Origin of the sequence: Duganella callida (assembly GCF_004614165.1) — a bacterium.
GTDB lineage: Bacteria > Pseudomonadota > Gammaproteobacteria > Burkholderiales > Burkholderiaceae_D > Rugamonas > Rugamonas callida.
Map to the genome: position 1 here is coordinate 1 of NZ_SPVG01000156.1, position 24493 is coordinate 24493.

General features: G+C 66.8%; 18 protein-coding genes. 14 read left to right on the forward strand and 4 right to left on the reverse strand.

All coding sequences use genetic code 11. The features are described from left to right. The 14 genes from E4L98_RS30045 to tssM all read left to right on the forward strand — a co-directional run. Positions 1 to 291, forward strand: a 291-nt coding sequence (locus E4L98_RS30045) for a type VI secretion system protein TssA (protein WP_371857233.1), incomplete at its 5' end; no start/stop codon positions are given. A gap of 31 nt (positions 292 to 322) precedes the next feature. Next, positions 323 to 835 (forward strand): type VI secretion system contractile sheath small subunit, encoded by a 513-nt coding sequence (tssB, locus tag E4L98_RS15190; RefSeq protein WP_135202397.1) that lies wholly within the window; start codon positions 323 to 325, stop codon positions 833 to 835. Between the two features lie 2 nt (positions 836 to 837). Continuing rightward, on the forward strand, positions 838 to 2334 hold the full coding sequence (gene tssC / locus E4L98_RS15195) for a type VI secretion system contractile sheath large subunit (protein ID WP_135202398.1): 1497 nt from the start codon (positions 838 to 840) through the stop codon (positions 2332 to 2334). 30 nt (positions 2335 to 2364) lie between these two features. Then, positions 2365 to 2844 (forward strand): Hcp family type VI secretion system effector, encoded by a 480-nt coding sequence (locus E4L98_RS15200; protein ID WP_135202399.1) that lies wholly within the window; start codon positions 2365 to 2367, stop codon positions 2842 to 2844. Positions 2845 to 2862: 18 nt separating this feature from the next. Beyond that, positions 2863 to 3381 (forward strand): type VI secretion system baseplate subunit TssE, encoded by a 519-nt coding sequence (tssE, locus tag E4L98_RS15205; RefSeq protein ID WP_135202400.1) that lies wholly within the window; start codon positions 2863 to 2865, stop codon positions 3379 to 3381. Next, positions 3378 to 5249, forward strand: a complete 1872-nt coding sequence (gene tssF / locus E4L98_RS15210; protein ID WP_135202401.1) for a type VI secretion system baseplate subunit TssF — start codon at positions 3378 to 3380, stop codon at positions 5247 to 5249. The genes tssE and tssF overlap by 4 nt, the downstream gene beginning before the upstream one ends. Further along, positions 5234 to 6250 carry a type VI secretion system baseplate subunit TssG gene (gene tssG / locus E4L98_RS15215; protein WP_205746736.1) on the forward strand — a complete coding sequence of 339 codons (1017 nt, stop codon included), beginning with the start codon at positions 5234 to 5236 and terminating at the stop codon, positions 6248 to 6250. Before tssF ends, tssG begins: the two co-directional genes overlap by 16 nt. 22 nt (positions 6251 to 6272) lie before the next feature. Continuing rightward, positions 6273 to 8927 (forward strand): type VI secretion system ATPase TssH, encoded by a 2655-nt coding sequence (gene tssH / locus E4L98_RS15220; RefSeq protein ID WP_135202403.1) that lies wholly within the window; start codon positions 6273 to 6275, stop codon positions 8925 to 8927. Positions 8928 to 8962: 35 nt separating this feature from the next. Continuing rightward, positions 8963 to 9700 (forward strand): hypothetical protein, encoded by a 738-nt coding sequence (locus tag E4L98_RS15225; protein ID WP_135202404.1) that lies wholly within the window; start codon positions 8963 to 8965, stop codon positions 9698 to 9700. A 4-nt stretch (positions 9701 to 9704) separates the two neighbouring features. Beyond that, a complete protein-coding gene (locus E4L98_RS15230; RefSeq protein WP_135202405.1) occupies positions 9705 to 11666 on the forward strand; it encodes a type VI secretion system Vgr family protein in 1962 nt (653 codons plus the stop codon). Beyond that, positions 11653 to 12714, forward strand: coding sequence for a type VI secretion system-associated FHA domain protein TagH (tagH, locus tag E4L98_RS15235; RefSeq protein WP_135202406.1), 1062 nt, complete (start codon positions 11653 to 11655; stop codon positions 12712 to 12714). Before E4L98_RS15230 ends, tagH begins: the two co-directional genes overlap by 14 nt. A gap of 11 nt (positions 12715 to 12725) precedes the next feature. After that, the gene (tssK, locus tag E4L98_RS15240; RefSeq protein WP_135202407.1) at positions 12726 to 14075 is read left to right on the forward strand and encodes a type VI secretion system baseplate subunit TssK; all 1350 of its coding nucleotides are present in this window, start codon (positions 12726 to 12728) and stop codon (positions 14073 to 14075) included. Next, entirely contained in the window at positions 14072 to 15394 is a 1323-nt protein-coding gene (gene icmH, locus E4L98_RS15245; protein ID WP_135202408.1) for a type IVB secretion system protein IcmH/DotU, read from the forward strand. The genes tssK and icmH overlap by 4 nt, the downstream gene beginning before the upstream one ends. A 14-nt stretch (positions 15395 to 15408) precedes the next feature. After that, entirely contained in the window at positions 15409 to 18897 is a 3489-nt protein-coding gene (gene tssM / locus E4L98_RS15250; protein ID WP_135202409.1) for a type VI secretion system membrane subunit TssM, read from the forward strand. A gap of 12 nt (positions 18898 to 18909) precedes the next feature. Here tssM and E4L98_RS15255 read toward each other — a convergent pair whose 3' ends face one another. From E4L98_RS15255 to E4L98_RS15270, 4 genes are all read right to left on the reverse strand, one after another. Next, positions 18910 to 20304: a serine/threonine-protein kinase gene (locus E4L98_RS15255; RefSeq protein ID WP_135202410.1), complete on the reverse strand. Its 1395-nt coding sequence runs from the start codon at positions 20302 to 20304 to the stop codon at positions 18910 to 18912. Then, positions 20297 to 21178 (reverse strand): c-type heme family protein, encoded by an 882-nt coding sequence (locus E4L98_RS15260; RefSeq protein ID WP_135202411.1) that lies wholly within the window; start codon positions 21176 to 21178, stop codon positions 20297 to 20299. Before E4L98_RS15260 ends, E4L98_RS15255 begins: the two co-directional genes overlap by 8 nt. 3 nt (positions 21179 to 21181) lie before the next feature. Continuing rightward, on the reverse strand, positions 21182 to 22036 hold the full coding sequence (locus tag E4L98_RS15265; protein WP_135202412.1) for a hypothetical protein: 855 nt from the start codon (positions 22034 to 22036) through the stop codon (positions 21182 to 21184). Between the two features lie 69 nt (positions 22037 to 22105). Beyond that, entirely contained in the window at positions 22106 to 24478 is a 2373-nt protein-coding gene (locus tag E4L98_RS15270; protein ID WP_135202413.1) for an acyl-CoA dehydrogenase, read from the reverse strand. Positions 24479 to 24493 lie beyond the last annotated feature (15 nt).

The following is a 24493-nucleotide window of genomic DNA, read 5'->3' on the forward strand; positions in this document are numbered from 1 at the left end:
GTGCCGACTGCGGCCGATGCGGCGCCGGAGCAGGGCGCCGAGGCCGCTCAGTCAGGGGCGGTGGCGGCGCCGCGCCCGCACGGCGAAATCGGCAGCCGCGCCGACATTCAGCGACTGCTGGACAAGATGTGCACCTATTACGCCGAACATGAACCGGGCAGTCCGGTGCCGGCGCTGCTGCGCCGCGCCGCGCGGCTGGTGGACATGAGCTTTGCCGAATTACTGCAGGAGCTGGCGCCCGATGGACTGAACCAGTATGCGCAGGTCAGCGGCGTCAGAAATGAAAACTAACCCTATCCACATACAACAACGGAGGTCAGTGGTGGCAACAGAAAGCAGTCAAAAATTCATTGCGCGCAATCGTGCGCCCAGGGTGCAGATCGAGTACGACGTCGAAGTGTTCGGCGCCGAAAAGACCGTGCAGCTTCCTTTCGTGATGGGGGTGTTCTCCGACCTGTCCGGCAAGCCGGCGGAGCCGCTGCCGCCGGTGGCGGAACGCAAATTCCTGGAAGTCGACGTCGACAACTTCGACGAACGCCTGAAATCCATGAAGCCGCGCGTGGCGTTTGATGTCCCGAACACGCTCACCGACGACGGCAAGCTGGCCATCGACATGACGTTCGAGAGCATGGAAGACTTCACGCCCGGCGCGATCGCGCGCAAGGTCGAGCCGCTGCGCAAGCTGCTGGAAGCGCGCAGCCAGCTGTCCAATCTGCTGACCTACATGGACGGCAAGACCGGCGCCGAAGAACTGGTGGCCAAATTGCTGAACGATCCCGCGCTGATGCAGTCCCTCAGCCGCGCCCCCAATCCGCCGACGCCGCAGGAGCAATGAGCATGTCTACCGCAACCGCAGAACTGAGCAAGCAACCGGAAGGCGCCAGCGGCATCGTCCACAGCGACTTCGCCACGCTGCTGCAGCAGGAATTCCGTCCCAAGACCGACAAGGCGCGCGACGCCGTCGACAACGCCGTGCGCACGCTGGCCGAACAGGCGTTGCAAGGCGCAGCGCTGGTATCCGGCGACGTGCTGGTCACCATCGAGAACATGATCGCCCAGCTGGACAAGAAGCTGTCGGAGCAGATCAACCATATCCTTCACCACGACGACTTCCAGTCGGTGGAAAGCGCCTGGCGCGGCCTGCACTACATGGTCAGCAATACCGAATCCGACGAGTCGCTGAAGATCCGCGTGATGAACGTCTCCAAGAACGAGGTGCACAAGACGCTGCGCAAGTTCAAGGGCGCGGCCTGGGACCAGAGCCCGATCTTCAAGAAGCTGTATGAGGAAGAGTACGGCCAATTCGGCGGCGAGCCGTATGGCGGCTTCGTCGCCGACTATTACTTCAACAACAGCGGCGCCGACGTCGAGCTGCTGACGCAGATGGCCCAGATCAGCGCCGCCGCCCACGCGCCGCTGATCACCGCCGCCGATCCGGGCGTGATGCTGATGGATTCCTGGCAGGAGCTGGCAAATCCGCGCGACCTGACCAAGATCTTCCAGACGCCGGAGCACGCGGCCTGGCGCAGCTTCCGCGAGTCGGAAGACGCGCGCTATGTCGGCATGGCGATGCCGCGCTTCCTGGCGCGCGCACCTTATGGCGCCAAGACCAATCCGGTCGAGGAATTCGATTTCGAGGAATCCACCAACGCCAACGGCAGCAAGGACTTCACCTGGGCCAACGCGGCATACGCGATGGCGGTGAACATCAACCGCTCGTTCAAGCAGTACGGCTGGTGCTCGCAGATCCGCGGCATCGAATCGGGCGGCGCGGTGCAGAACCTGCCGGTGCATACCTTCCCGACCGATGACGGCGGCGTCGACATGACCTGCCCGACCGAAATCGCCATCAGCGACCGCCGCGAGGCCGAGCTGGCGAAGAATGGCTTCATGCCGCTGGTGCACAAGAAGAACAGCGACTTCGCCGCCTTCATCGGCGCGCAGTCGATGCACAAGCCGGCCGAATACGATGATCCGGAAGCCACCGCCAACGCCAACCTGGGAGCGCGGCTGCCTTACCTATTCGCGACCTGCCGTTTCGCCCACTACCTGAAGTGCATCGTGCGCGACAAGGTCGGCTCGTTCAAGGAGCGCAGCGACATGCAGATCTGGTTGAACAACTGGATCGGCCGCTACGTCGAACACAATCCGGCCACCGCCACCGAAGCCGACAAGGCGCGCAAACCGCTGGCCGGCGCCGAGGTGGTGGTCGAGGAGATCGAGGATAACCCCGGTTACTACACCTCGCGCTTCTACCTGCGCCCGCACTACCAGTTGGAGGGCCTGACCGTGTCCCTGCGTCTGGTCTCCAAACTGCCTTCCGCCAAGGCTTGAACATTCACACACCACTAGTAAAGGCATAACATGATCCTGCTGAAATTCTCCACCCAGATCAAGGGCACCTCCAACGTCGCCGGCCACACCGACTGGATCACCATCGACGCCATCCAGATGGGCGTCGGCCGCGCAATCTCGATCAGCGGCGGCGGCACCGACCGCGACACCAGCAATCCGTCGTTCTCCGAAATCTCGCTGAGCAAGGCCACCGACATCGCCTCGGCCGACCTGTTCATGCAGGCGGTATGCGGCAAGAGCCTGGGCAAGGCGGAAATCCACTTCCTCCAGACCGGCGGCCAGGACAAGAAACAGCAGGTGTTCCTGACCATCGAACTCGAATCGCCGATCATCAGTTCCTACTCGGTCAGCAGCGGCGGCGAACGTCCCAGCGAGACCTTCTCGATCAACTTCACCAAGATCAGCTACAAGTACGACTCCTTCACCGGCGACACCGTGGTCACCGGCACGCCGAAGAAGTGGGACCTGGAAGCCAACGCGGTTTACTGACAGGAAGCGGAGAGCGCCATGGCCGAACTGCTTGCCACCGAACGTCTGCAGCCCGCGCTGCTCGACCGTCTGACCGACGACGAGCGCCAGTCCACGCTGGAGCCGCGCGACAAGCGCGTGCTGTCCATGCGCGGGCTGCGCAAGGCGGTGCTGCGCGATCTCGGCTGGCTGCTCAACAGCACCGGCCTGGGCGCGCTGCAGCCTCTCGAGACGACGCCGCTGGCGGCCGGTTCGGTGCTGAATTTCGGCCTGCCGGACCTGACCGGCAAGACCGCGTCGGGCCTCGACCGCGCCGAACTGGCGCGCCGCATCCGCCAGGCCATCTGGGATTTCGAGCCGCGCATCCTGCGTGACAGCGTGCGCGTGGTGGCGCTGGCGCCGGGCCATGCGGGCAGCGCGCCGAATCAGGTGGCGTTCGAGATCCACGGCGAGCTGTGGGGCCAGCCGCTCCCCGAGCGGCTGTACCTGAAGACGGAACTGGATCTGGAGATCGGCGAGTTGCGCCTGTTCGACATGGAAGGCGGAGGCTTGCAGTGAATCCGAAACTGCTGCGTTATTACGAAAGCGAATTGCAGCACCTGCGCGACATGGGTGGCGAATTCGCGCGCGATTTCCCCAAGATCGCCGGCCGTCTGGGACTGGAGGCGCAGGAATGCGCCGATCCGTACGTCGAGCGGCTGCTGGAGGGCTTCAGCTTTCTGGCCGCGCGCGTGCAGTTGAAGATCGATGCGGAATTCCCGCGCTTTACCAATCACCTGCTGGAACTCGTCTACCCACAGTATCTCGCGCCCACGCCCTCGATGGCGATCGTACAGATGCAGCCGGACATGGACGAGGGCAGCCTGGCGCGCGGTTTTACGCTGCCGCGCAACAGCGCGCTGCACGGCCAGTTGGGCAAGGACGACCTGACCGCCTGCGAATTCCGCACCGCCCACGACCTTACATTGTGGCCGGTGGAACTGGCGTCGGCCCGCTACTTTGCCTGTGGCGGCAAGCTGCATGGCCTGGACCTGTCGCGCATGGGCGGCGTCAAGGCCGCGCTGCGCCTGCGTCTGCGCGCCGGCGCGGGCCTGAATTTCAGCGACCTGACGCTGGAAAACCTGCCGCTGCACCTGCGCGGCGGCGATGCCTTGCCGGCCCGCCTGCTCGAAGCGATGCTGGCCCAGACCGCCGGCATCATCGCCATGCAGGCGGCGGAGACGCCTTCATGGCACCGCCTCATTCCGGCCGACAGCCTGCGGCCGACGGGATGTAGCGACGAGCAAGCCTTGCTGCCCGCAGGTCCCCGCAGTTTTCAGGGCTACCGGCTGCTTCAGGAATATTTTGCGCTGCCACAGCGCTTCATGTTCGTGGAGCTGGGCGGGCTGGCGCCGGCGCTGGCAGTCTGTGACGAGCCCGAAATCGATATCGTCATCCTGTTCAAGCGCCACGACGCGGCGCTGGAGTCATTGACGGCAGCGAATCTGGGCCTGTACTGCACGCCGGCCATCAATCTGTTCCCCAAGCGGACCGACCGCGTGCATCTGTCGGAACAGCAGTCCGAGTATCACGTGGTACCCGACCGCACCCGTCCGATGGACTACGAAATCTACCAGGTGCGCAGCGTCACCGGCTACGGCAGCGGCGCCGATGCGGTACAAAGTTTCGACTCCTTCTACCGCGCGAACGATTTGCGGCCGGGCGGGAAGGGCGCCTATTATCAGGTCCGGCGCGATACGAGGCTGCGTTCCGAACGCCAGCGCCGCCATGGCGCGCGTTCGAGTTACATGGGCAGCGAGATTTTCCTGTCGCTGGTCGACGCCAGCGCGGCGCCTTATCCGTCCGGCCTGCGCCAGCTCGGCGTGGAAACGCTATGCAACAACCGCGATCTCGTGCTCAGCATGCCGCTGGGCGTGGGCAAGACCGATTTCACCGTGGCCGCCGGTGCGCCGGTTCGATCGGTGCGCGCGGTGGCCGGGCCGACGCCGCCGGCGCCATCGCATGCCGAGGGCGAGACTGCGTGGCGTCTGGCCAGCCAGCTGTCCCTGAACTATCTGTCGCTGCTGGACCAGGACGAGACGCAAGGGGCCAGCGCCATGCGCGACCTGCTGCGGCTCTACTGCGGCAGCAACGATGCCGCCGCCCATCGCCAGGTGGAAGGGTTGCTGTCGGTGCGGGCGCAAGCCATCGTACGCCGCCTGCCGCTGCCTGGCCCCATCAGCTATGGCCGCGGCCTGCAGGTGACGCTGACCTTCGATGAGCAGGCGTACGAGGGCAGCGGCGTGTTCGTGCTCGGCATGGTGCTGGAACAGTTCCTGGCCAAGTACGTCAGCCTGAACGCATTCACCGAAACCGTGGTCAGGACCACGGAGCGCGGCGTCATCATGAACTGGCCGGCAAGGATGGGGCGATGCGAGATTCTGTGAGCGTGCTGGAAGACCTGGGGCGGCGCCCGGGCGCCTACGACTTCTATGCGGCGTTGCGACTGATCGAATGCGCCCATCCGGCGCTGCCGCGCATCGGCCAGGCGCGCCGTCCGCAGGAGGAAGCGGCGCGTTTCGGCCAGCAGCCATCGATGGCCTTCACGCCGGTGATGCTGGCGGGCCTCGAAAAAAATGAAGAACAGTCGGCTGCACGGCTGCTGGTGGAGGGTTTCGGCCTGCTCGGCGCGAACGGGCCGATGCCGCTGCACCTGAGCGAATATGTGCGCGACCGCCTGCGTAACGCCGCCGATCCCACGCTGGCGCGCTTCCTGGATATCTTCCATCACCGGATGATCAGCCTTTTCTATCGTGCCTGGGCCAGTGCGCAACCGGCGGTCGGCATGGACCGGCCGGAAGCCGACCGCTTTGCGAATTATCTGGCGGCGCTGATCGGTATCGGCATGCCGGCACTGCGCGGGCGCGACACCGTGCCGGACCACGCCAAGCTGCATTACGCCGGCCGCCTCGGTCCGCAGACGCGCAATGCCGACGGCCTGGAAGCCATCCTGAGCGACCATTTCGGCGTGCCGGTACGGGTGTTGCAGTTTGTCGGCCACTGGATGCGGCTGCCGCAGGATGGCCTGTGCCGGCTGCGCAGCGGCGCAGGCGCCGAGCGGCTGGGCCGCACCACGGTGGTTGGCCGCAAGGTCTGGAACACGCAGCACAAATTCCGCTTGCAGATCGGTCCCGTCGATCAGGCGCAGTTGCAGGACTTCCTGCCCGGGGCGCCCGGCATGCGGCGGCTGCGCGACTGGGTACGGCAGTATGCCGGCCTGGCGCTGGACTGGGACGTCAACCTGATCGTCAAAAAAGAAGCGCTGCCGCGCCTGAAGCTGGGCGGCGGCGCGCGCATGGGCTGGAACAGCTGGCTCTCCAGCAAAACGCCGGAACGCGACGACCGCCAGCTGCTGCTGGCGCCGCGCAGCCGACCGGCCACCATCTGACACTATCATGAAGGAGCCATACATGGCCGACATCAGTCGCCTTGCCCTGTTCGGAAAACTGAATAGCCTGTGCTACCAGGCGATGGAAAGCAGCACCGTCTTCTGCAAATTGCGCGGCAATCCCTATGTCGAACTCGCGCATCTGCTGCATCAGTTGCTGCAACTGCAGGACTGCGACCTGCTGCGCATCGTTCGGCATTACGGCCTCGATGCCGCCGTGCTGGCGCGCGACCTGACGGTGGCGCTGGACCGTCTGCCACGCGGCGCCAGCAGCATCACCGACCTGTCGCCGCAGCTGGAGGAAAGCGTGGAGCGGGCCTGGGTCTACGCCAGTCTGATGTTCGGCGAAAGCCAGCTGCGTTCGGGACATCTGCTGGTGGCGCTGCTGAAGACCAGCGGCCTGCGGCATGCGCTCCTGGGCATGTCGCGCGAATTCGGCGAGATCGTCATCGACGACCTCATCGCCGCTTTCGACAGTCTGCTGCGGTCATCGCCGGAACAGGGATCGGCAGCGACCGACGGCTTGCGGGGCGATGCGGCGGAAGAAGGCGGCGGCGTTACCGCGCCGGCAGCCATGGGCCGGCAGCAGGCGCTGTCGCGCTATACCAGCGACCTGACCGCGCAGGCGCGCCAGGGCAGGATGGACCCCGTGGTCGGCCGCGACGACGAAATCCGCCAGACCATCGACATCCTGATGCGCCGGCGCCAGAACAATCCCATTCTGGTGGGCGAGGCCGGCGTCGGCAAGACCGCCGTGGTGGAAGGCCTGGCCCAGCGCATCGCGCGCGGCGACGTGCCGCCGGCGCTCAAGGATGTGCGTTTGCTTGCGCTCGACCTCGGCCTGCTGCAGGCCGGCGCCAGCATGAAAGGCGAGTTCGAACAGCGCCTGCGCGCCGTCATCGATGAAGTGCAGGCCAGCGCGCAGCCGGTGGTGCTGTTTGTCGACGAGACGCACACGCTGGTCGGCGCCGGCGGCGCGGCCGGCACCGGCGACGCCGCCAATCTGCTGAAGCCGGCGCTGGCGCGCGGTACGCTGCGCACCATCGGCGCCACCACGTTTGCCGAATACAAGAAGCACATTGAAAAAGATCCGGCGCTGACGCGCCGCTTCCAGACCGTGCAGGTGGATCAGCCGGATGAGGCGCGCGCCGTGCTCATGATGCGCGGGATGGCCGCCACCATGGAGCGCCATCACCAGGTGCAGGTGCTGGACGAAGCACTGGAAGCGGCGGTGCAGCTGTCGCACCGCTACATTCCGGCGCGCCAGCTGCCCGACAAGGCGGTCAGCCTGCTGGATACCGCCTGCGCGCGCGTCGCCATCGGCCTGCATGCCACGCCGGCCGAGGTGGACGACAGCCGCCGCCGCATCGAGGCGCTGCGGGTGGAGCTGGACATCATCGGCCGCGAACAGGCGATCGGCATCGATGCGGGGGAGCGGGCGGCGGCGGCGCGCCAGCGGCTTGACGCCGAACTGGCGCGGCTGGAAGCGCTCGAGGCGCGCTGGGACACTGAAAAGCGGCTGGTGGACCGCATCCTGAAGCTGCGCGCCGATCTGCGCGCCGCCGGCGAAAGCTGCGATGCCAGCCAGCGCGCCGACTGGCTGGCCGAGCTGCGCGACCGCCAGCGCGAACTGGCCGAGCGCCAGGGCGAGACGCCGCTGATCCTGCCGACGGTGGACCGGCAGGCCATCGCCGCCGTGGTGCAGGACTGGACCGGCATCCCGGTCGGCCGCATGGTCCGGAACGAGGTCGAAAGCGTGCTGAATCTGGCGGACACGCTGGGCCAGCGCATCATCGGCCAGCGCCATGCGCTGGAAATGATCGCGTGCCGCATCCAGACCGCGCGCGCAGGCCTCGATCATCCGGACAAGCCGGTCGGCGTGTTCCTGCTGGCCGGCACCTCGGGCGTCGGCAAGACCGAGACGGCGCTGGCGCTGGCCGAGACGCTTTACGGCGGCGAACAGAATCTCATCACCATCAACATGAGCGAATATCAGGAAGCGCATACCGTCTCGTCGCTCAAGGGCGCGCCGCCGGGCTACGTCGGCTACGGCGAGGGTGGCGTGCTGACGGAAGCGGTGCGGCGCAAGCCGTATTCGGTGGTGTTGCTGGACGAGGTAGAAAAAGCCCATCCGGACGTGCACGAGCTGTTCTTCCAAGTGTTCGACAAGGGCTGGATGGAAGACGGCGAAGGCCGCGTGATCGACTTCAGGAACACGCTGATCCTGCTGACTACCAATGCCGGCACCGATCTGATTACGCGCCTGTGCGCGCAACCGCGGCTCTTGCCCGAACCGGACGCCATGGCCGCCGCGCTGCGCGCGCCGCTGCTGGAGGTATTTCCGCCGGCGCTGCTGGGCCGCCTGGTCACGATACCGTATTACCCGCTCAGCGACAGCATGCTGGCCGCGATCATCCGCCTGCAACTGGGCCGCATCGGCAAACGCATGGCCGCCAGCCACAAGATCCCGTTCACCTACAGCGAGGACGTGGTGGCGCTGATCGCCAGCCGCTGCGCCGAGATGGAAAGCGGCGGACGCGTGATCGACGCCATCCTGACCAACACGGTCCTGCCGGCGATCAGTACCGCCTTCCTGCGTCGTCAGCTCGATGGGCTTCCGGCGCGGGCGGTGCGGCTGACGGTGGCGGACGGCGACTTTAGCTACGCTTTCGACTGACGCCACCACACCTATATCAAACACAGGAGAATCACATGGTTCAAATGACCGCAAGTAATATGCCATCCTGGAAGTGGGACCAGAACGCCGGTTCCGATGGCGAAGCGGCGATGCAGGGCGGCGCCGCCGCCGCGACGTATTTTGCCACTGCGGGCGGCCTGGCCAGCACCAGCGGCTTGTTCGGCATGCAGTACGGCCCGAACGGGTGGGAGCGCACCATGGACCGACGCATCGCCGTCACCACTGGCCTGAACACCATGGCCGCCGCGGCCAACGGTGCCGCCATCTTTTCGCAGTTGGCCGGTCCTGGCGGCGTGGTGGCGGGGACGGCGCTTGGCTTGATCTCGACCGCGGTCACCGGCGGCTTCGCTGCCTACGATGCGCAGAAGTGCCGCGCCGCGCTGCGGCAGCTTGCGGCGCAGCTGGACGGGATGAGCGCGGAGAAAGCACAGGACCCGGACATGGTGGTGGTCAAGCAGACGCTGAACTTTTGTCTCGGCCAGCAGGATACGCGACAGTACAAGGGCGTGGCCGATGCGGTGATCATCGGCCAGCCGCTGAAGGTCATGTACAAGACCGGCCGCGCCATCTACAAGGAAGTGCAGGGCACCAAGGGCGTGGCGCGCGCCCAGCATTCGCGGCGGCTGGTGCAGATCGCCAAAAAAAACACCAAGGCGGCGGAACTGGCGCGTGCCATCATCACGGCGCTGATGGCCAAGGACCTGGACGGCATCATGGAAAATGCCGTCAGCGACGCCATGCGGACGGGTTGAACGCATGACGACCACGCAAGTTCACCGCGAACTCGCCTTCAGCTGCGCGCTGGGCGCGGACACGCTGCTGCTGCGCCGCATGCAGGGCAGCGAGGCGCTGTCGCAGCTGAGCGAATATATATTGGACCTGTACAGCGAGCGCAGCGACCTGAATATCGACGATCTTCTGGGCACGCCGGCCACGGTGGCGGTGGACCTGCCGCGCGGCGGCAAGCGCTATTTCAGCGGCATCGTCACGCGCTTTGCGCACAGCGGCCGCCAGGGGCGCTACGCCACCTATCAGGCCACGATGCGGCCCTGGTTCTGGCTGTTGACGCGGTCGTCCGACTGCCGCATCTTCCAGGAACAGAACGTGCTGGATATTGTCCGCTCGGTGCTGGCGCCATATTCGGTGGCCGATATCGACACCTCGGCGCTGAGCGGCAGCTATCAGCCCTACGACTATTGCGTGCAGTATCGCGAGACGGATTTCCAGTTCCTCAGCCGGCTGCTTGAGCGCGAGGGGATTTACTATTACTTCCGCAGCTCCGCGGGGCGCCACACCATGATGCTGTGCGACTCGTACGCGGCGCATGCGCCGGCGCCAGGCTATGCCAGCCTGCCATACATGCCGGCGCTGGACCATGCGATGCGCGACAGCGAAGTGGTGTACGAATGGAGCATGGGAGGCGAGATCGAGCCAGGGGTGCAGGCGTTGCAGGATTTCGACTTCGAGAAGCCGTCTTCCAGTCTGCTGGTCAAGTCGGCCGTGGTGCGCGACTATGCGCACGGGCGCCATGCGCTGTATGACTACCCGGGCGGCTACAGTGAGCGTGCCGCCGGCGAGACTTACGCCGGGATGCGGCTCGATGCCCGCCAGACCAGCTACCGCCAGGTGCGCGCCGCCACCCGGGCGCGCGGACTGTATCCGGGCTGTCTGTTTTCCCTGAGCGGCCATCCGCGCGGTGACCAGAATGGCGAATATCTGTTGACGTCCGCGCAGTACACGCTGTCCTCTGATACCTATGAACCGGTGTGGCCGGCGGAGCCGGGTACGGTGCTAAGCTGCAGTTTCGCCGCACTCGCGCGCCAGACCGATTTCCGTCCGCCGCGCAGCACGCCCAAGCCGGTGATGCAGGGACCGCAGACCGCCATCGTGGTCGGCAAGGCGGGCGAGGAAATCTGGACCGACAAGTATGGCCGCATCAAGGTGCAGTTTCATTGGGACCGCCTGGGCCGCGAGGATGAAAGCAGCTCGTGCTGGGTGCGCGTGGCGCAGGGCTGGGCCGGCAAGCGCTGGGGCAGCGTGTTCTTGCCGCGCGTCGGCCAGGAGGTAGTCGTCAGTTTCCTGGAGGGCGATCCCGACAAGCCGCTGGTCACCGGCTGCGTTTATAACGGCGACAACATGCCGCCATACGCGCTGCCGGCGCAGGCTTCGCGTTCCGCCATCCGCAGCCACAGCGTGCAGGGGCAAGGCTACAACGAACTGCGCTTCGAGGATAAGCGTGGCGCGGAACAGTTTTATCTGCGCGCGGAGCGCGATCTCGAACAGCGTGTACAACGCGACGCGCTGGCCTGGATGGGACGCGACAGCCATCGGATCGTCAAGGGCGACAGCTATGACCAGACGGCAGGCGACCGCCATGTCCGGACCGGGGGGGACCGTCGCGAGAGCGTCGACGGCGCGGTGTCGCTGAGTTCCATCCTGAATATGCAGCTGCACAGCGGCCTGATTTCCAGCCTTGAGGCCGCGCAGCATGTCCACATCAAGGCGGGCATGAACGTGGTGATCGAGGCCGGTGCCAGCATCACGCTGAAGGCCGGTTCCTCGTTCCTGACCATAGGTCCGGCATTGATCACCGCGTCCACCATGCCGGTGCCGTTGCCGGCCGCCGCGCTGGCGGTGGAAGCGGCGCTGCTGACCGTACAAACCTTGCCGGCCGCCGCGCCGGCCGCAGCCAAGGAGGCCGACGATGGCAAACAATGATGTGACGCTGGTGCTGAATGTGCTGAGTTACCGTGGCCAGCCGCCAGCTGAAGCGGTGAGCGCGCGTTTTGCGGGGGAGGGCGGCACCCTGGGCCGGGGCCAGGACAGCACGCTGGTGCTGGCCGATCCGGACAAATACATCTCCCGCCAGCACGCCAGCGTGACGCGGCAGGACGGAACTTACTATTTCGCCGACTGCGGCGGCAATCCGAGCATCGTCAACGGGCAGCCTCTGGGCGGCGGCGCCAGCATCGCACTCAGTGACGGCGACCGCATTCTGATCGGCGATTATCTGCTGCAGGTAGCCATGGAGCTGCCACCGCCAGCGCCGCCGCCAGCGCCGCTGCCAGAAGAGGAACTGGCCACCATCGTCAAAATTCCCGCAGGCTTTGATCCGTTGGCGACCTTATTGGCCCCCGTGCCGGCGCCGGCTTCCACGGCGGCGGATGGCGCTGTGCTGCAGGCACTGCTGAACGGCCTTGGCCTGCCCGCGCTGCGCCCCGGCCAGTCGCCCGAACAATTGGCGGAAACGGTCGGCGCAATGCTGCGCGCCGCCGTCGGCGGCACCATGAGCGTGCTGATGGCGCGCGCCCTGACCAAGCGTGAAAGTCACATCGACATGACCATGATCACCGCCCAGGCCAACAACCCGCTTAAATTCTTCCCCGACGCCGACAGCGCGCTGGCGCAGATGCTGGGCAGCCGGATTCCCGGCTACCTGCCTCCGGTCGAAGCCCTCGAAGGCGCCTTCGACGATCTGCGCGCGCATGAACTGGCGGTCATCGCCGGCATGCGCGCGGCGCTGGCGGCGGTGGTGCAGCGCTTCGATCCGCACAGACTGGAGCAGCGCATGCCGGAGCCGGGCCACCTCGACAAGCTGATGCCGGCCGCGCGCAAGGCACGGCTGTGGGATCGCCTGACCGAGTTGTACGCCGATCTGGCGCGCGACGCCGACGAAGATCTGCAGCGCCTGTTCGGCGAAAAGTTCTCGGCCGCCTATGAGCAGCAGGTCGCACGCCTGCGCGCGCCCCTTTCAACCCACCCGTAAAGTCGAACCGTATGTCCTGGAATAGCAAAGTAATCTGGTCCGAAGGCATGCTGCTGCAACCGCAGCACCTGCAGCAGCACGACCGTTATCTACAGACGCAGATGGACGCGCGCGCCGGCGTCCTGCGCCCTTATGCCTGGGGATTCTCCCGCCTGGCGATCGACCAGCAGCAGCTGGCGCTGGGCAAGCTCGCGCTGCAATCGTTCAGCGCCATTCTGCCCGACGGTACACCCGCCGGCCTGCCGGTGGAAGACCTGGCACCGCTGCCGCTCGAGATCCCGGCCGATGCGCGCGACGTCAGCGTGGTACTGGCGCTGCCGGCGCGCCGTCACGGCGTAGCGGAAGTCGATGACCGCGCCGGCCCCGATAACTATGCCCGCCATGCCAGCGCCGAGTACGAGGCGTGGGACAGCAATGGGCTGGACGACAGCGCGCTGATGACTGTCGGCCGCATGCGCCTGCGGCTCGCGCTGGCGACCGAAGCCAACGATGCCTACGTCACGCTCGGCGTCGCCCGCGTGATCGAGCGCCGGCCGGACAATACTGTCGTGCTGGATACCGGCTACATGCCACCCGTGCTGGAAGTGCGCGCGGCGCCGGCGCTGGCCAGTTTTGTCGACGAACTGCGCGGCCTGCTTCAGCAGCGTGCCGAGGCGCTCGCCTCGCGCCTGGCCCAGCCGGGCGGCAACGGCGCGGCCGAAATCGCCGATTTCCTGCTGCTGCAGCTGCTGAATCGCAGCCAGCCGCTGATGGCGCACCTGGCCGGCATGAGCGGCCTGCATCCCGAGCGTCTGTATGCGGAGCTGGTGAAGTTGGCGGGCGAACTGGCCACCTTCACCCAGCCCGACAAGCGCAGCGCCGACTATCCGGCATACCGCCATGACGACCTGGCGTCCAGCTTTGCGCCGTTGATGCTGGACCTGCGCCGTTCGCTGTCGGTGGTGATGGACGCCCACGTGGTGCCGATCGCCCTGGAAGAACGCCAGTACGGTATCCGCGTGGCGGTACTGCCCGATCAGGAACTGCTGCGCAGCGCGAGCTTTGTGCTGGCGGTGCACGCGCAGATGCCGGCGGAAGCGGTGCGCAACGGCTTCCCGCCGCAGGCCAAACTGGGGTCGGTCGAAAAGATACGCGATCTGGTCAACCTGCAGCTGCCCGGCATCGGCCTGCGGCCATTGCCGGTGGCGCCGCGCCAGCTGCCGTTCCTGGCCGGGTACAGTTATTTTGAGCTGGACCGCGGCAGCGACTACTGGCAGCAGCTGTCCAATTCCGCCGGCTTCGCGCTGCATGTGGCGGGCCATTTCCCCGGCCTGCAATTGCAGTTCTGGGCCATCCGCCAACCGCAGCAGGATCGCGCATGAGCACCGGACCATTCACCGCCGAGCAGGACCCGGACAGCACTATCCTGATGCCGAATCCCGGCGGACGCCGCCCGGCCAGCGAGCGGCCGGCGCCCACAGAGCCCGCGGCGGCCCCGGCATCGCCGGTGCATGTAGACGGCGCTGTCGACCTGCATGGCTGTGGCCTCAATCCGCTGGTGCGGGCGGCGCAGGCGCTGTTGGATTTGGTGGTGCCGCTGCGCTTCGTGACCACGGCGCCGGACATGGAAATGCTGCGCCTGCGGCTGACGGTGGAAATGCGCGCCTTCGAAACGGCGGCGCGCGCCAGCCACGCCGATGCCGAAACCGTGGCCGCCGCTCGCTACGCGCTGTGCACCTTCCTGGACGAAACCATCGCCAGCACGCCGTGGGGCGGCAGCGTGTGGAACAGCCGCAGCCTGCTGGTGGCGTTCCATAATGAAGCCTGGGGCGGCGAGAAATTCTTCCTCATCCTGCAGCGCCTGAGCCAGGACGCGCGCGCCAACCTCGACGTGCTGGAGCTGATGTATCTGTGCCTGGCGCTGGGACTCGAAGGCCGCTACCGTGTGCTGCCGGGCGGGCTCGATCAGCTCAGCGTCCTGCGCGAACGCCTGCTGCACCTGATCCAGCAGCAGCGCGGCGCCATCGAGCAGGACCTGTCGCCGCACTGGCGCGGCAACCCGCCGCCGCCGCCCTCCATGCTCCGTCGTGTGCCGTTATGGGTGCTGGTTGCCGCCGCCGGTGTGATCCTGCTGGTGCTCCAGTTGACCTATAGCTGGCTGCTGAACCGGAGTTCCGATCCGGTCTACGCGCAACTTGGCGCGGTGCGGGCGGCTGCGCCGTCGCGCAACGTGACGGCGACGACGCCGGGCCCGGCGCCGGTGCGGGTGGCGCGCTTCCTGGCGCCGGAGATCGCCGAAGGACTGGTCAGCGTCTCCGAGACAGCCGACCGCTCCACCGTCACCCTGCGTGGCGACGGCGTATTCGCCTCGGGCAGCGCGGAAGTGATGCGCAACCAGGAAGCGACCATCCGCCGCATCGGCGACGCGCTGACCACGGTGCCCGGCAAAGTAATCGTCATCGGCCACACCGACAACACCAAGCCTGCGCTGTCGGCGCGCCTGCCGTCCAATTACGACCTGTCCAAGGCGCGCGCGCGGACGGTGGCGGCGCTGCTGGCCGAGCGTTCCGGCCCGGCTACGCGTTACAGCAGCGAAGGCCGTGGCGAAAGCGAACCGGTGGCGCCCAACGACAACGCCGTCAACCGCGCCCGCAACCGCCGCGTCGACATCGTGGTGCTGACGCCTCCGCAACCGCAGTAAAAGAAGACACCAATATGAAACGATTGATGAACAAGCCGTGGATGTGGACGGCGGCCGGACTGCTGCTGGTGGCCTTGCTGATCTGGTATGAAGGGCCGCTGCTGGCGTTCGACGGTCACGAGCCACTGGCCAGTACGTCGGCGCGCTGGACGCTGATCATGCTGGTGGTCCTGGCCGTCGCCGCCTGGCATGGCTGGCGGCTGTGGCGCGCCCGACGCGGCAATGCGCAGCTGGCGGAGGCGGTTTCCGCACCAGCGCAGGAGAATGGTGAAACTGCCATTTCCGCCGCCGAAGTGGCTGCGCTGGGTGAGCGCATGCGCGCCGCGATGGCGGTGCTGCGCAGGGCTTATCCCGGCTGGAAAATGCGCGGCCAATATTTGTACCAGCTGCCCTGGTATATGTTCGTCGGTGCGCCCGGCAGCGGCAAGACCACGGCGCTGACCCAGTCCGGCCTGCAGTTTCCGCTGGCCGAGACCATGGGGACGGGCGCGATTGCCGGCGTCGGCGGCACCCGCAATTGCGACTGGTGGTTCACCGATGAAGCGGTGCTGCTGGATACGGCGGGTCGCTACACCACGCAGGACAGCCACGCACAGGCCGACAAGGCCGCATGGACGGGATTCCTGGGTCTGCTCAAGAAGCACCGCAGCCGCCGCCCGGTGAACGGCGTGATACTGGCCATCAGCGTGGCCGATCTGCTGCAGCAGGGCGAGGCGGCACGACAGACGCAGGCGCAGGCGATCCGCGCCCGCATCCACGAGCTGCACCAGGAACTGGGCATGGCCTTCCCGGTGTACGTGATGGTTACCAAAAGCGATCTGCTGGCCGGCTTCGCCGAATTCTTCGATCCGATGGGCCGCGAGGAGAGGGCGCAGGTGTGGGGCATGACCTTCCCGCTGCCGGCGGACGGCTCGCCCGCCGCCGCGCTGGCCAGCTACGCCGACGAATTCGACGCGCTGGAGCGCCAGCTGCAGGCGCGCGTGCTGACCCGCATGCAGCAGGAACGCGACCTGCAGCGGCGCGCCTTGTTGTACAGTTTTCCGCAGCAGTTTGCCGGCCTGGGACCGGTGCTGGGCCGTTTCCTGCACACGGTATTCGAAGCGAACCGCTATGAACAGGCGGCGCTGCTGCGCGGTGTCTACTTCACCAGCGGCACGCAGGAGGGCAGCCCGATCGATCGGGTGATGGCGGCGCTAGCGGCGGCATTTGGACTCGGCCGCAAGGCACTGCCGGCCGGCGGCGGCAGTGGTCGCAGCTATTTCATCACGCGCCTGATGCGCGACGTGATTTTCAGGGAGGCGGGGCTGGCAGGGATCAACCGCGCGGCCGAGCGGCGCCGCCAGCTGATCACCTGGGGTGCGTTGGCCGGCGGCTCGCTGCTGGCAATCCTGCTGGCCGTCGGCCTGACCATCAGCTACGGGCGCAACCAGCGGCTGGTGGCGGAATCGGCGACTGCCGCCACAGATCTGGCGAAACTGGCGGCAGCCACGCCGGCCGGCGGCAACGTGCTGGCGGCCCTGCCGCTGCTGAACGCAGCGCGCGCGCTGCCGGCCGGCTATGCCAGCCAGGACGACAGCATCCCGTGGCTGAACCGCATGAGCCTATATCAGGGCGAAAAGCTCGGCGATGGCGCGGTGGCGGCTTACCGCCGGCTGCTGCGCACCACACTGCGGCCGCGCATCGTCGCCAACATGGAGGATGCGCTGCGGCGCGGCGACGCCAATAATCAGGACTTCCTGTACGAGACCTTGCGTGTCTACCTGATGCTGGGACAGCATCAGCATTTCGACGCGGCCTCGGTCCAGGCATGGGTGGAATTCGACTGGCGCCGCAGTCTGCCGGAAGCGAACGAAGCGCAGCGTCGCCAGTTGCTGGCGCACAGCGCCGCGCTGCTGGAGGCCGAAGATCAGGCCGACCCGGTGGCGCTGGACGCGGCCTTGGTGGCGCAAGTCCGTCTGACGCTGGCCGGCATGCCGCTGCCACAGCGAATCTATAACCGTCTGAAACGGCAGGTGTCGTCCGGTTCCCTGCCGGAATTCAGCATCAACGGTGCGCTGCGGCGCGACGGCTCCGGGGTCTTTGCACGCGTCAGCGGCGCGCCATTGTCGCGCGGTGTCAGCGGCATATACAGTGTCGCCGGTTATCGCAAGGTCGCGGACCAGAGCGGGCAGGCGGTGGCCGATGTCGCCAAGGACAACTGGGTGCTGGACCGCCAGGAATCGGAGGCGGCGGCCGGCATCGACCAGCTCAAGGCCGCTGTCATGCAGCTGTACTTCGCCGACTACATCCGCCAGTGGGACAACTTCCTGGCCGACGTGCGACTGGCGCCCGTGAGCACCCTGGATCAGGCGGCGCGCGTGACGAACACCTTGTCCGGCGCGGATTCGCCGCTGCGCGCCTTGCTGCTGGCGGCGGCGCGCGAAACCACGCTGGAAGGTGCGCGCCCGGACGCCCGCGGCGCCGTCGATCAGCTGGTACGCGACAAGCTGAATGCCGCCCGCAGACAGCTGGAATCGGTGCTGGGCAGCGCCGACGCGGCGCCGCCGGAGTCGCCGCAGCATCCGGTCGACCAGCATTTTGCGGCCTTGCACCGGCTGGCAGGCGGCCAATCGCCGGCGATGCTGGACCAGTTGCTGGCGCTGATCAAGGACGCGGCGCTGTATTTCGACGCGGCCGACAGCGCTCGCCGCAACGGCACGCCGGCTCCTTCCGCCGATGCGCTGGTGCGCCTGAAACGCGGCGGCGACGGCCAGCCGGCCCCGCTGCCGGTACTGCTGCAGAACATCGACGCCGCCGGCAATGTGCTGGCGCAGAACAGCGAACGGACGCGCCTCAACGCACTGTGGGCCGGCAGCGGCGCGTCGTTCTGCCGCGACGCCATCGCCGGCCGATATCCGCTGGTGCGCGGCGGCACGCGCGACATCGCGGCGGACGATTTCGGCAAATTCTTCGCTCCAGGCGGACTTGCGGACGACTTTTTCAGCAAAAACCTGGCGCCGCTGGTGGACATGAGCGGCAGCCAGTGGCACAGCCGCGCCGGTGGTTCGGCGGCGTTGTCGCAGGAGGCGCTGGACCAGTTCCAGCGGGCCGCGCGCCTGCGCGACATGTTCTTCGGCGCTGGCGGCCGTCAGCCATCGATGCGCTTCGACCTCAAGGTCGCCGCCATCGACCCGGCGTTGGGCCAGTTGACGCTGACCATCGACGGGCAGCCGCTGAGCGGACAGCAGGGCGCGGTCTCGGTGCTGCTCCCCAGCGGCAAGGGTAACGGACAGATACGCTTCGAGGCCAGTCCGGCACTGCGCGGCGACTGGCACACCGAAGGTCCATGGGCCTGGCTGCACATGATGGATCGCGGCCTGGTGACGCCGCTGCAGGGAGAACGTTTCCGCCTGAATTTCGATCTGGAGGGCCGTCAGGCCGTCTACGAGCTGACGGCGAGCAGCGTGATGAATCCGTTCCGACGCGAGCTGCTGGAGCAGTTCCGCTGCCCGGCGGCGCTATAGATGATGGGCGGCTCAGGCGCCGCCTATCCATGCCGCCTGTTCGAGAAAGCGCGCGCGTGCGGCCGGCGCTTCGATGTGGCTGGCCAGCAGTGCGACAAAATCCTTGCGGCCGGTGGCCTGGCGCGCGACGCGCTTGACGACGATGGCGGCAATCGGCCCGATCGCCTGCGCCAGCAGTGGGACGGCGGCGCCGGTCAGCTCCTGCGACAGCGGTGCCGGCATGGTCTGGCTGCCCTGGGTCGGCGGCGGCACCGTCAGCATCGGCGTGCTGCGCTCCGCCAGCAGATGGCCGGCGCGGATTTCCGCCAACTGCTGCTGGAACAGCGCCTGCGCCTGCGGCGACGGGATATGGGCCAGCAGTTGCCGGCCCAGCGAGTCGAAATCGGGCGCCGCCGGCACGATCTTGCGCAATAACAGCTTGGCCATGGGGCCGATCTGGCGCGCCAGTATGAGTTCCAGCGCCGGCATCGATGCCGCCAGCCAGTCCGGCGGCGCCAGGGTGTCGGCGGCCGTGCCGTGCAGCGACGCCGCCGGTCCGGAGGGCGCCAGCAGGATGGTGGCGTCCTGGTCGCCGTCGTCGCTGCGCAGCGCGGCCGTCAGCGCCTGCAGGAATTCGCGCGCTCCGGCATAGCGGGCTTCGCGATCCTTGGCCAGGGCGTGCCGCAGCACCGTATCCAGCCCGGCGGGCAGCGTCGGATTCAATTGCGTCGGCGCGGGCGGCGTATGGTTCAGCACCTGCTGCATCACCGTCGCGGCGGAGCCGGTGAACGGCCGCTGGCCGGTCAGCAGCTGATACAGCACCACGCCGGCCGAAAACAGATCGCTGCGGCCATCCACCGCCTCGCCCCGGAACTGCTCGGGCGACATGTAGCTGGGGGTTCCCAGCATGGCGCCGGTCTGGGTCAGGGTGGACGATTCGATGCGGGCGATGCCGAAATCGCTGATCTTGATGCGGCCTTCGCGCGTGACCAGCAGGTTGGCCGGCTTGATGTCGCGGTGGACCACGCCGTGCGCATGCGAGTAGGCCAGGGCGGTCAGCAGATCGCCGTACCATTCCAGCACCTGCGCCAGCGATGCCGGCTGTTCGCGCAGCAGCGCGGACAGCGGCGTGCCGTCGATGTACTCCATGGCGATGTAGGCCAGGTGCTCTTCTTCGCCGTATTCGTAGACCGTCACGATATTCGGGTGCATCAGCCGGCCGGCGGCCTGCGCCTCCTTGCGGAAGCGTTCCACGATCTCGCGCGCCGGCGCATCGTCGCCGAGGTCGCGGCGTACGGTCTTCAGCGCCACGGTGCGGCCGATCAGCGGATCGGTGGCGCGGTAGACCACGCCCATCGCACCCTGGCCCAGCATGCCATCCAGTCGGTATTTGCCGATCTGGCGCGGCGCGTCATTCACCTCACTCATCGAGCATCTTCATGGCGCTGGCCAGGCTGGTGCGCATGCGGTCGAACGATTGCGACAACTGGGCCAGCTCGTCGCCATCGCTGGTATCGAAGGCGGCGGCATCGAACTGGCCCAGGCTGACCTGGTCGGCCAGCGACGCCAGACGGCGTACGCGGCGCGTCACGAACAGGTGGATGGTGATGTTCAGCACCACGAACAGGAACGCGAAAATGCCCAGCAGCGACCACATATAGGTATACAGCAGGGTGCGGGCGCGCTGCAGCGGCACTGTCATCGGCACCGACACCACCTGGGCGCCGACCACTTCGTTCATTTTCCAGCCGAAGCCATTGGCGCTGCCGTAAATGTCGGTCATGGTTTTCGGTGCGGCGTCCGGCGTGCTGTGGCAGGCCAGGCAGGCCGCGTTGGTGATGCGGATCGGCCGGGCGATGAAGATGGCCGGCCCGCCCGCCGTCATGCGCTCGCCCACCAGTTCCGGTTTGGACGGATTGGCGCGCAGGGTATGGACCAGCGGGGTTTCCCACTCATTGGCGCGGTTGCGCGGATTGGTCGGATTCAGCGTGGCCTGCTTGTAGCTGTAGTCCGGATAGGCTTTCAGCAGTTCGTTCAGGTGTTCGATGGCGGCAAAAGTCGGCACGGACTCGGGCAGGAACTCGAATTTCATGCGGTTGTCCAGCAGCGGCACGATGTGCGCGGCCGTGTATTTGCCGGCGGCGTTGGATGCCTGCATCAGCAGACGGGCGTTTTGCAGCGTCTCTTCCCGCGCATTGCTGACCAGGAGCTGATTGGTGACGACGCTGGCGGCGCCGAAGCCCAGCACGGCGACGAGCAGGAATACCAGATTGAATTTGGCGGCAAGCGAGCGTTTTTTCATGGATCAGAACAGGTAATTGGACATGCCGGGAGGGCGCTTTTTGACGGTTTTCTGCAGGGCCTGACGCCAGTCGGGATCATCGCCCAGCTGCGCTTCCACATTCTGGCGGAAGGCCGCGTCATTCAGGCGCGGCGTGAACTGCGCGACCATGCGCTTGCGCAGCAATGGCGGAACATCGTTCCAGCTGGCCAGATCCTGCACCTCGATCTCGCGCAGCGCCGCTGGATCGGCCGGCCGGATGCGGCTGGCGATGGTCACCAGCGGGTCATAGAAAGTGCGCGGCATTTCGCTGACGAACTGCCGTGGCGCGCGTTGCGACACCTGGAGCGCCTGTTCGCCGTTGCGTACCGCGTACTGGTCGCGGCCAACCGCGGTCGGGCCGGTGGCGCCGGGACGGTCGGTCTCGGTCAGCGGCAGCGGGCCCTGTTCGACAAACAGTTCGGTCTTCGTGCCGGCCAGATGCAGGATGGCGCTGCCGTGGTCGGCCTTCAACTGCCACGGGCCGGCGGATGCGGCGAGCTGGCTGTTGGCCGGTTTAGTCGCGGCCAGCTTCAGCCAGCCGCGCAACAGCAGCACCGTCGGTGACGCCGGTCCGTCCAGCTGCACACTGCTGGACGGACCGAGGGCCAGCACGGCGCCGTTGGGCCATTCGATCTGCAGGCCGCTTGCACCGGATTCGACGATATCGCCCGGCAGCAGCCTTACGCCGGCCGGGGCGTCATACACGGTGGTCTTGCGTATCAGCCTGGCGGGCCGTTCGGCGTGCGACAGCAGCGCAGTCTGTGCCGACGCCGGCGCCGGCAGCACGGTCGCCATCAGCGTCAGAAGGCCGGCGGCAAAGGAAAATGGACGATGCATAAATTCGGATGGTTTGCGGTATAACGGAAATACGCGCGAACCACCCGGGCGGATGCACCGCCGGAAAAATTATTTTACGCTGGCTGATGCCTCGACCGGCTCCGTCATGCGGCGGCGCTTGACAGCGTCGTCGGCGGCGTTCAGGTCCGGCGGGAAGTCGTCTACATGGATGGACAGACTGGTGTAGCGCGCAAAGTCGGACATGGCGCGACGCTCTTCCGGCGTCACCAAGCCCTGGGCCGCGATGTCGGTGATCCAGCGTTCCATATCGGGCAGGTTTTGCGGCGCCGGCGACAGCTCGCCCTCCTTGATTTTCGGCTTGAGGCGGTGCTCGATGCCTTCCACCATGGCCTGCAGGCCGAAAGCCAGCTCGCCGCAGGCCACCGGGTCGCGCAGGTCGTCGGCCAGGAAGCTGCCGGCCAGCAGGCGCTCGCGCGCGTCGTCGTGGGTCTGCATGGCGGTCGCGATGGCGGTACCCAACTTGTCCGATGGCGGCCCGTACGGCACGCCGAACGGGAACACCAGCAGGCGCGCCACCACGGCGGCGACGCGGTTGGGGAAGTTCTGCAACACGCCGTCCAGCGCCAGGGCCGCCTTGTGCAGTGCGTCCTGCACCGACCAGTGGACGTACGGAGCGTCCTGTTCGCGCCAGCCCTCGTCCTTGTAGCGCTTGAGGGTGGCGCTGACCAGGTAGAGCAGCGACAGTGTATCGCCGAGGCGCGCCGAGATGCGTTCGCGCCGTTTCAGGTCGCCGCCGAGGATGAACATGGACATGTCGGTCATCAGCGCGAACCCGGTGGACAGCCGGCCCACAGCGCGGAAATAGCGTGCCATGCCGTCGCCGGCGCGCGCCGGCACCGGTGCGGTGATGGCGCCGGTCAAACCGTACCACAGGGCGCGCACCGCGTTGACCACGGTGAAGCGCATGTGGCCAAAGAAGGCGGCGTCGAAATCGATCAGTCCCTGGCGCTCATCGGCATTGGCGGTGGCGCGCATCTCCTTCAGCACGTAGGGATGGGCGCGGATCGCGCCCTGGCCGAAGATGATCAGGCAGCGGGTCAGGATATTGGCGCCTTCGACCGTGATGGCGATCGGGATCTGCTGGTAGGCGCGTCCCAGGAAGTTGGAGGGCCCCATGCAGATGCCTTTGCCGCCCAGGATATCCATGCCATCGTTGACCACCAGGCGACCGCGCTCGGTGACGTGGTACTTGGCGATGGCCGAAATCACCGCCGGCTTTTCGCCCAGGTCAACCGCCAGCGCGGACAGGCGCCGTGTGGCGTCCATCATGTACAGATTGCCGCCCATGCGCGCCAGCGCTTCCTGCACGCCTTCGAACTTGCCGATGGCGGTGTTGAACTGGCGGCGGATGGCACAATACGCGCTGGTGCCGCGCACGGCCAGCTTGGCGGTGCCGACGCTGGTGGAGGGCAGCGAGATCGAGCGGCCGGCGGCCAGGCATTCCATCAGCATGCGCCAGCCCTTGCCGATCTGCCGCGGGCCGCCGATGATCCACTCCATCGGGATGAATACGTCCTTGCCGCTGGTCGGGCCGTTCTGGAACACGGCATTCAGCGGCCAGTGGCGACGGCCGATCACCACGCCCGGATGATGGGCCGGGATCAGCGCGCAGGTGATGCCGGGCGTGATATCCGGCGGCAGCAGCTTGTCCGGATCGGTCACGCGGAAGGCCAGGCCGAGCAGGGTGGCGATCGGTCCCAGCGTGATGTAGCGCTTGTTCCAGCTGACACGCAGGCCGAGCGTTTCCCGCCCATCATGGCTGCCCATGCAGACCACGCCGACATCGGGTATCGCGGCGGCGTCCGAGCCAGCGTAAGGGCTGGTCAGCGCGAAGCACGGGATTTCCTCGCCGGCCGCGAGGCGCGGCAGGTAATAATCTTTTTGCTGGTCGGTGCCGTAATGGAGCAGCAGTTCCGCCGGCCCCAGCGAGTTGGGCACCATCACCTGCACCGCCAGCGCGGAGGAGCGGGTAGACAGCTGCATCACCACCTGCGAGTGCATGTAAGCCGAGAAGCCTTTGCCGCCGTAGGCTTTGGGGATGATCATGCCGAGGAAGCCCTTGTCGCGCGCGAACTGCCAGGCCGGCTGCGGCAAGCCTTGCCAGACCTGGGTGCTTTCCCAGTCGTCCACCATCTCGCACAGCTGGCGCACCTCCTTGTCCATGAAGGCTTGTTCTTCCACCGTCAGCGCCGGATTGGGCAGCTGCATCAGCTTGTTCCAGTCAGGCTTGCCCGAGAACAGATCGGCGTCCCACCACACGGTGCCGGCCTCCAGCGCATCGCGCTCGGTGTCGGACATGGGCGGCAGGATGCGCTTGAACAGTCGGTAAATATGCGGCGTGACCAGGCTCTGGCGCATCGGCGGCACGACCAGGATGAAGACAATGGCCGCCAGCACGGCCACGATGATCCAGAATATCATGGCAATCTCCTCTCA

Bases quoted from the DNA above. Each gene is read 5' to 3' on its own strand.
- tssC (WP_135202398.1), top strand. From the start codon at position 838: ATGTCTACCGCAACCGCAGAACTGAGCAAGCAACCGGAAGGCGCCAGC.
- E4L98_RS15200 (WP_135202399.1), top strand. From the start codon at position 2,365: ATGATCCTGCTGAAATTCTCCACCCAGATCAAGGGCACCTCCAACGTC.
- tssE (WP_135202400.1), top strand. From the start codon at position 2,863: ATGGCCGAACTGCTTGCCACCGAACGTCTGCAGCCCGCGCTGCTCGAC.
- tssG (WP_205746736.1), top strand. From the start codon at position 5,234: ATGCGAGATTCTGTGAGCGTGCTGGAAGACCTGGGGCGGCGCCCGGGC.
- tssH (WP_135202403.1), top strand. From the start codon at position 6,273: ATGGCCGACATCAGTCGCCTTGCCCTGTTCGGAAAACTGAATAGCCTG.
- E4L98_RS15225 (WP_135202404.1), top strand. From the start codon at position 8,963: ATGGTTCAAATGACCGCAAGTAATATGCCATCCTGGAAGTGGGACCAG.
- E4L98_RS15230 (WP_135202405.1), top strand. From the start codon at position 9,705: ATGACGACCACGCAAGTTCACCGCGAACTCGCCTTCAGCTGCGCGCTG.
- tagH (WP_135202406.1), top strand. From the start codon at position 11,653: ATGGCAAACAATGATGTGACGCTGGTGCTGAATGTGCTGAGTTACCGT.
- tssK (WP_135202407.1), top strand. From the start codon at position 12,726: ATGTCCTGGAATAGCAAAGTAATCTGGTCCGAAGGCATGCTGCTGCAA.
- icmH (WP_135202408.1), top strand. From the start codon at position 14,072: ATGAGCACCGGACCATTCACCGCCGAGCAGGACCCGGACAGCACTATC.
- tssM (WP_135202409.1), top strand. From the start codon at position 15,409: ATGAAACGATTGATGAACAAGCCGTGGATGTGGACGGCGGCCGGACTG.
- E4L98_RS15255 (WP_135202410.1), bottom strand. From the start codon at position 20,304: ATGAGTGAGGTGAATGACGCGCCGCGCCAGATCGGCAAATACCGACTG.
- E4L98_RS15260 (WP_135202411.1), bottom strand. From the start codon at position 21,178: ATGAAAAAACGCTCGCTTGCCGCCAAATTCAATCTGGTATTCCTGCTC.
- E4L98_RS15265 (WP_135202412.1), bottom strand. From the start codon at position 22,036: ATGCATCGTCCATTTTCCTTTGCCGCCGGCCTTCTGACGCTGATGGCG.
- E4L98_RS15270 (WP_135202413.1), bottom strand. From the start codon at position 24,478: ATGATATTCTGGATCATCGTGGCCGTGCTGGCGGCCATTGTCTTCATC.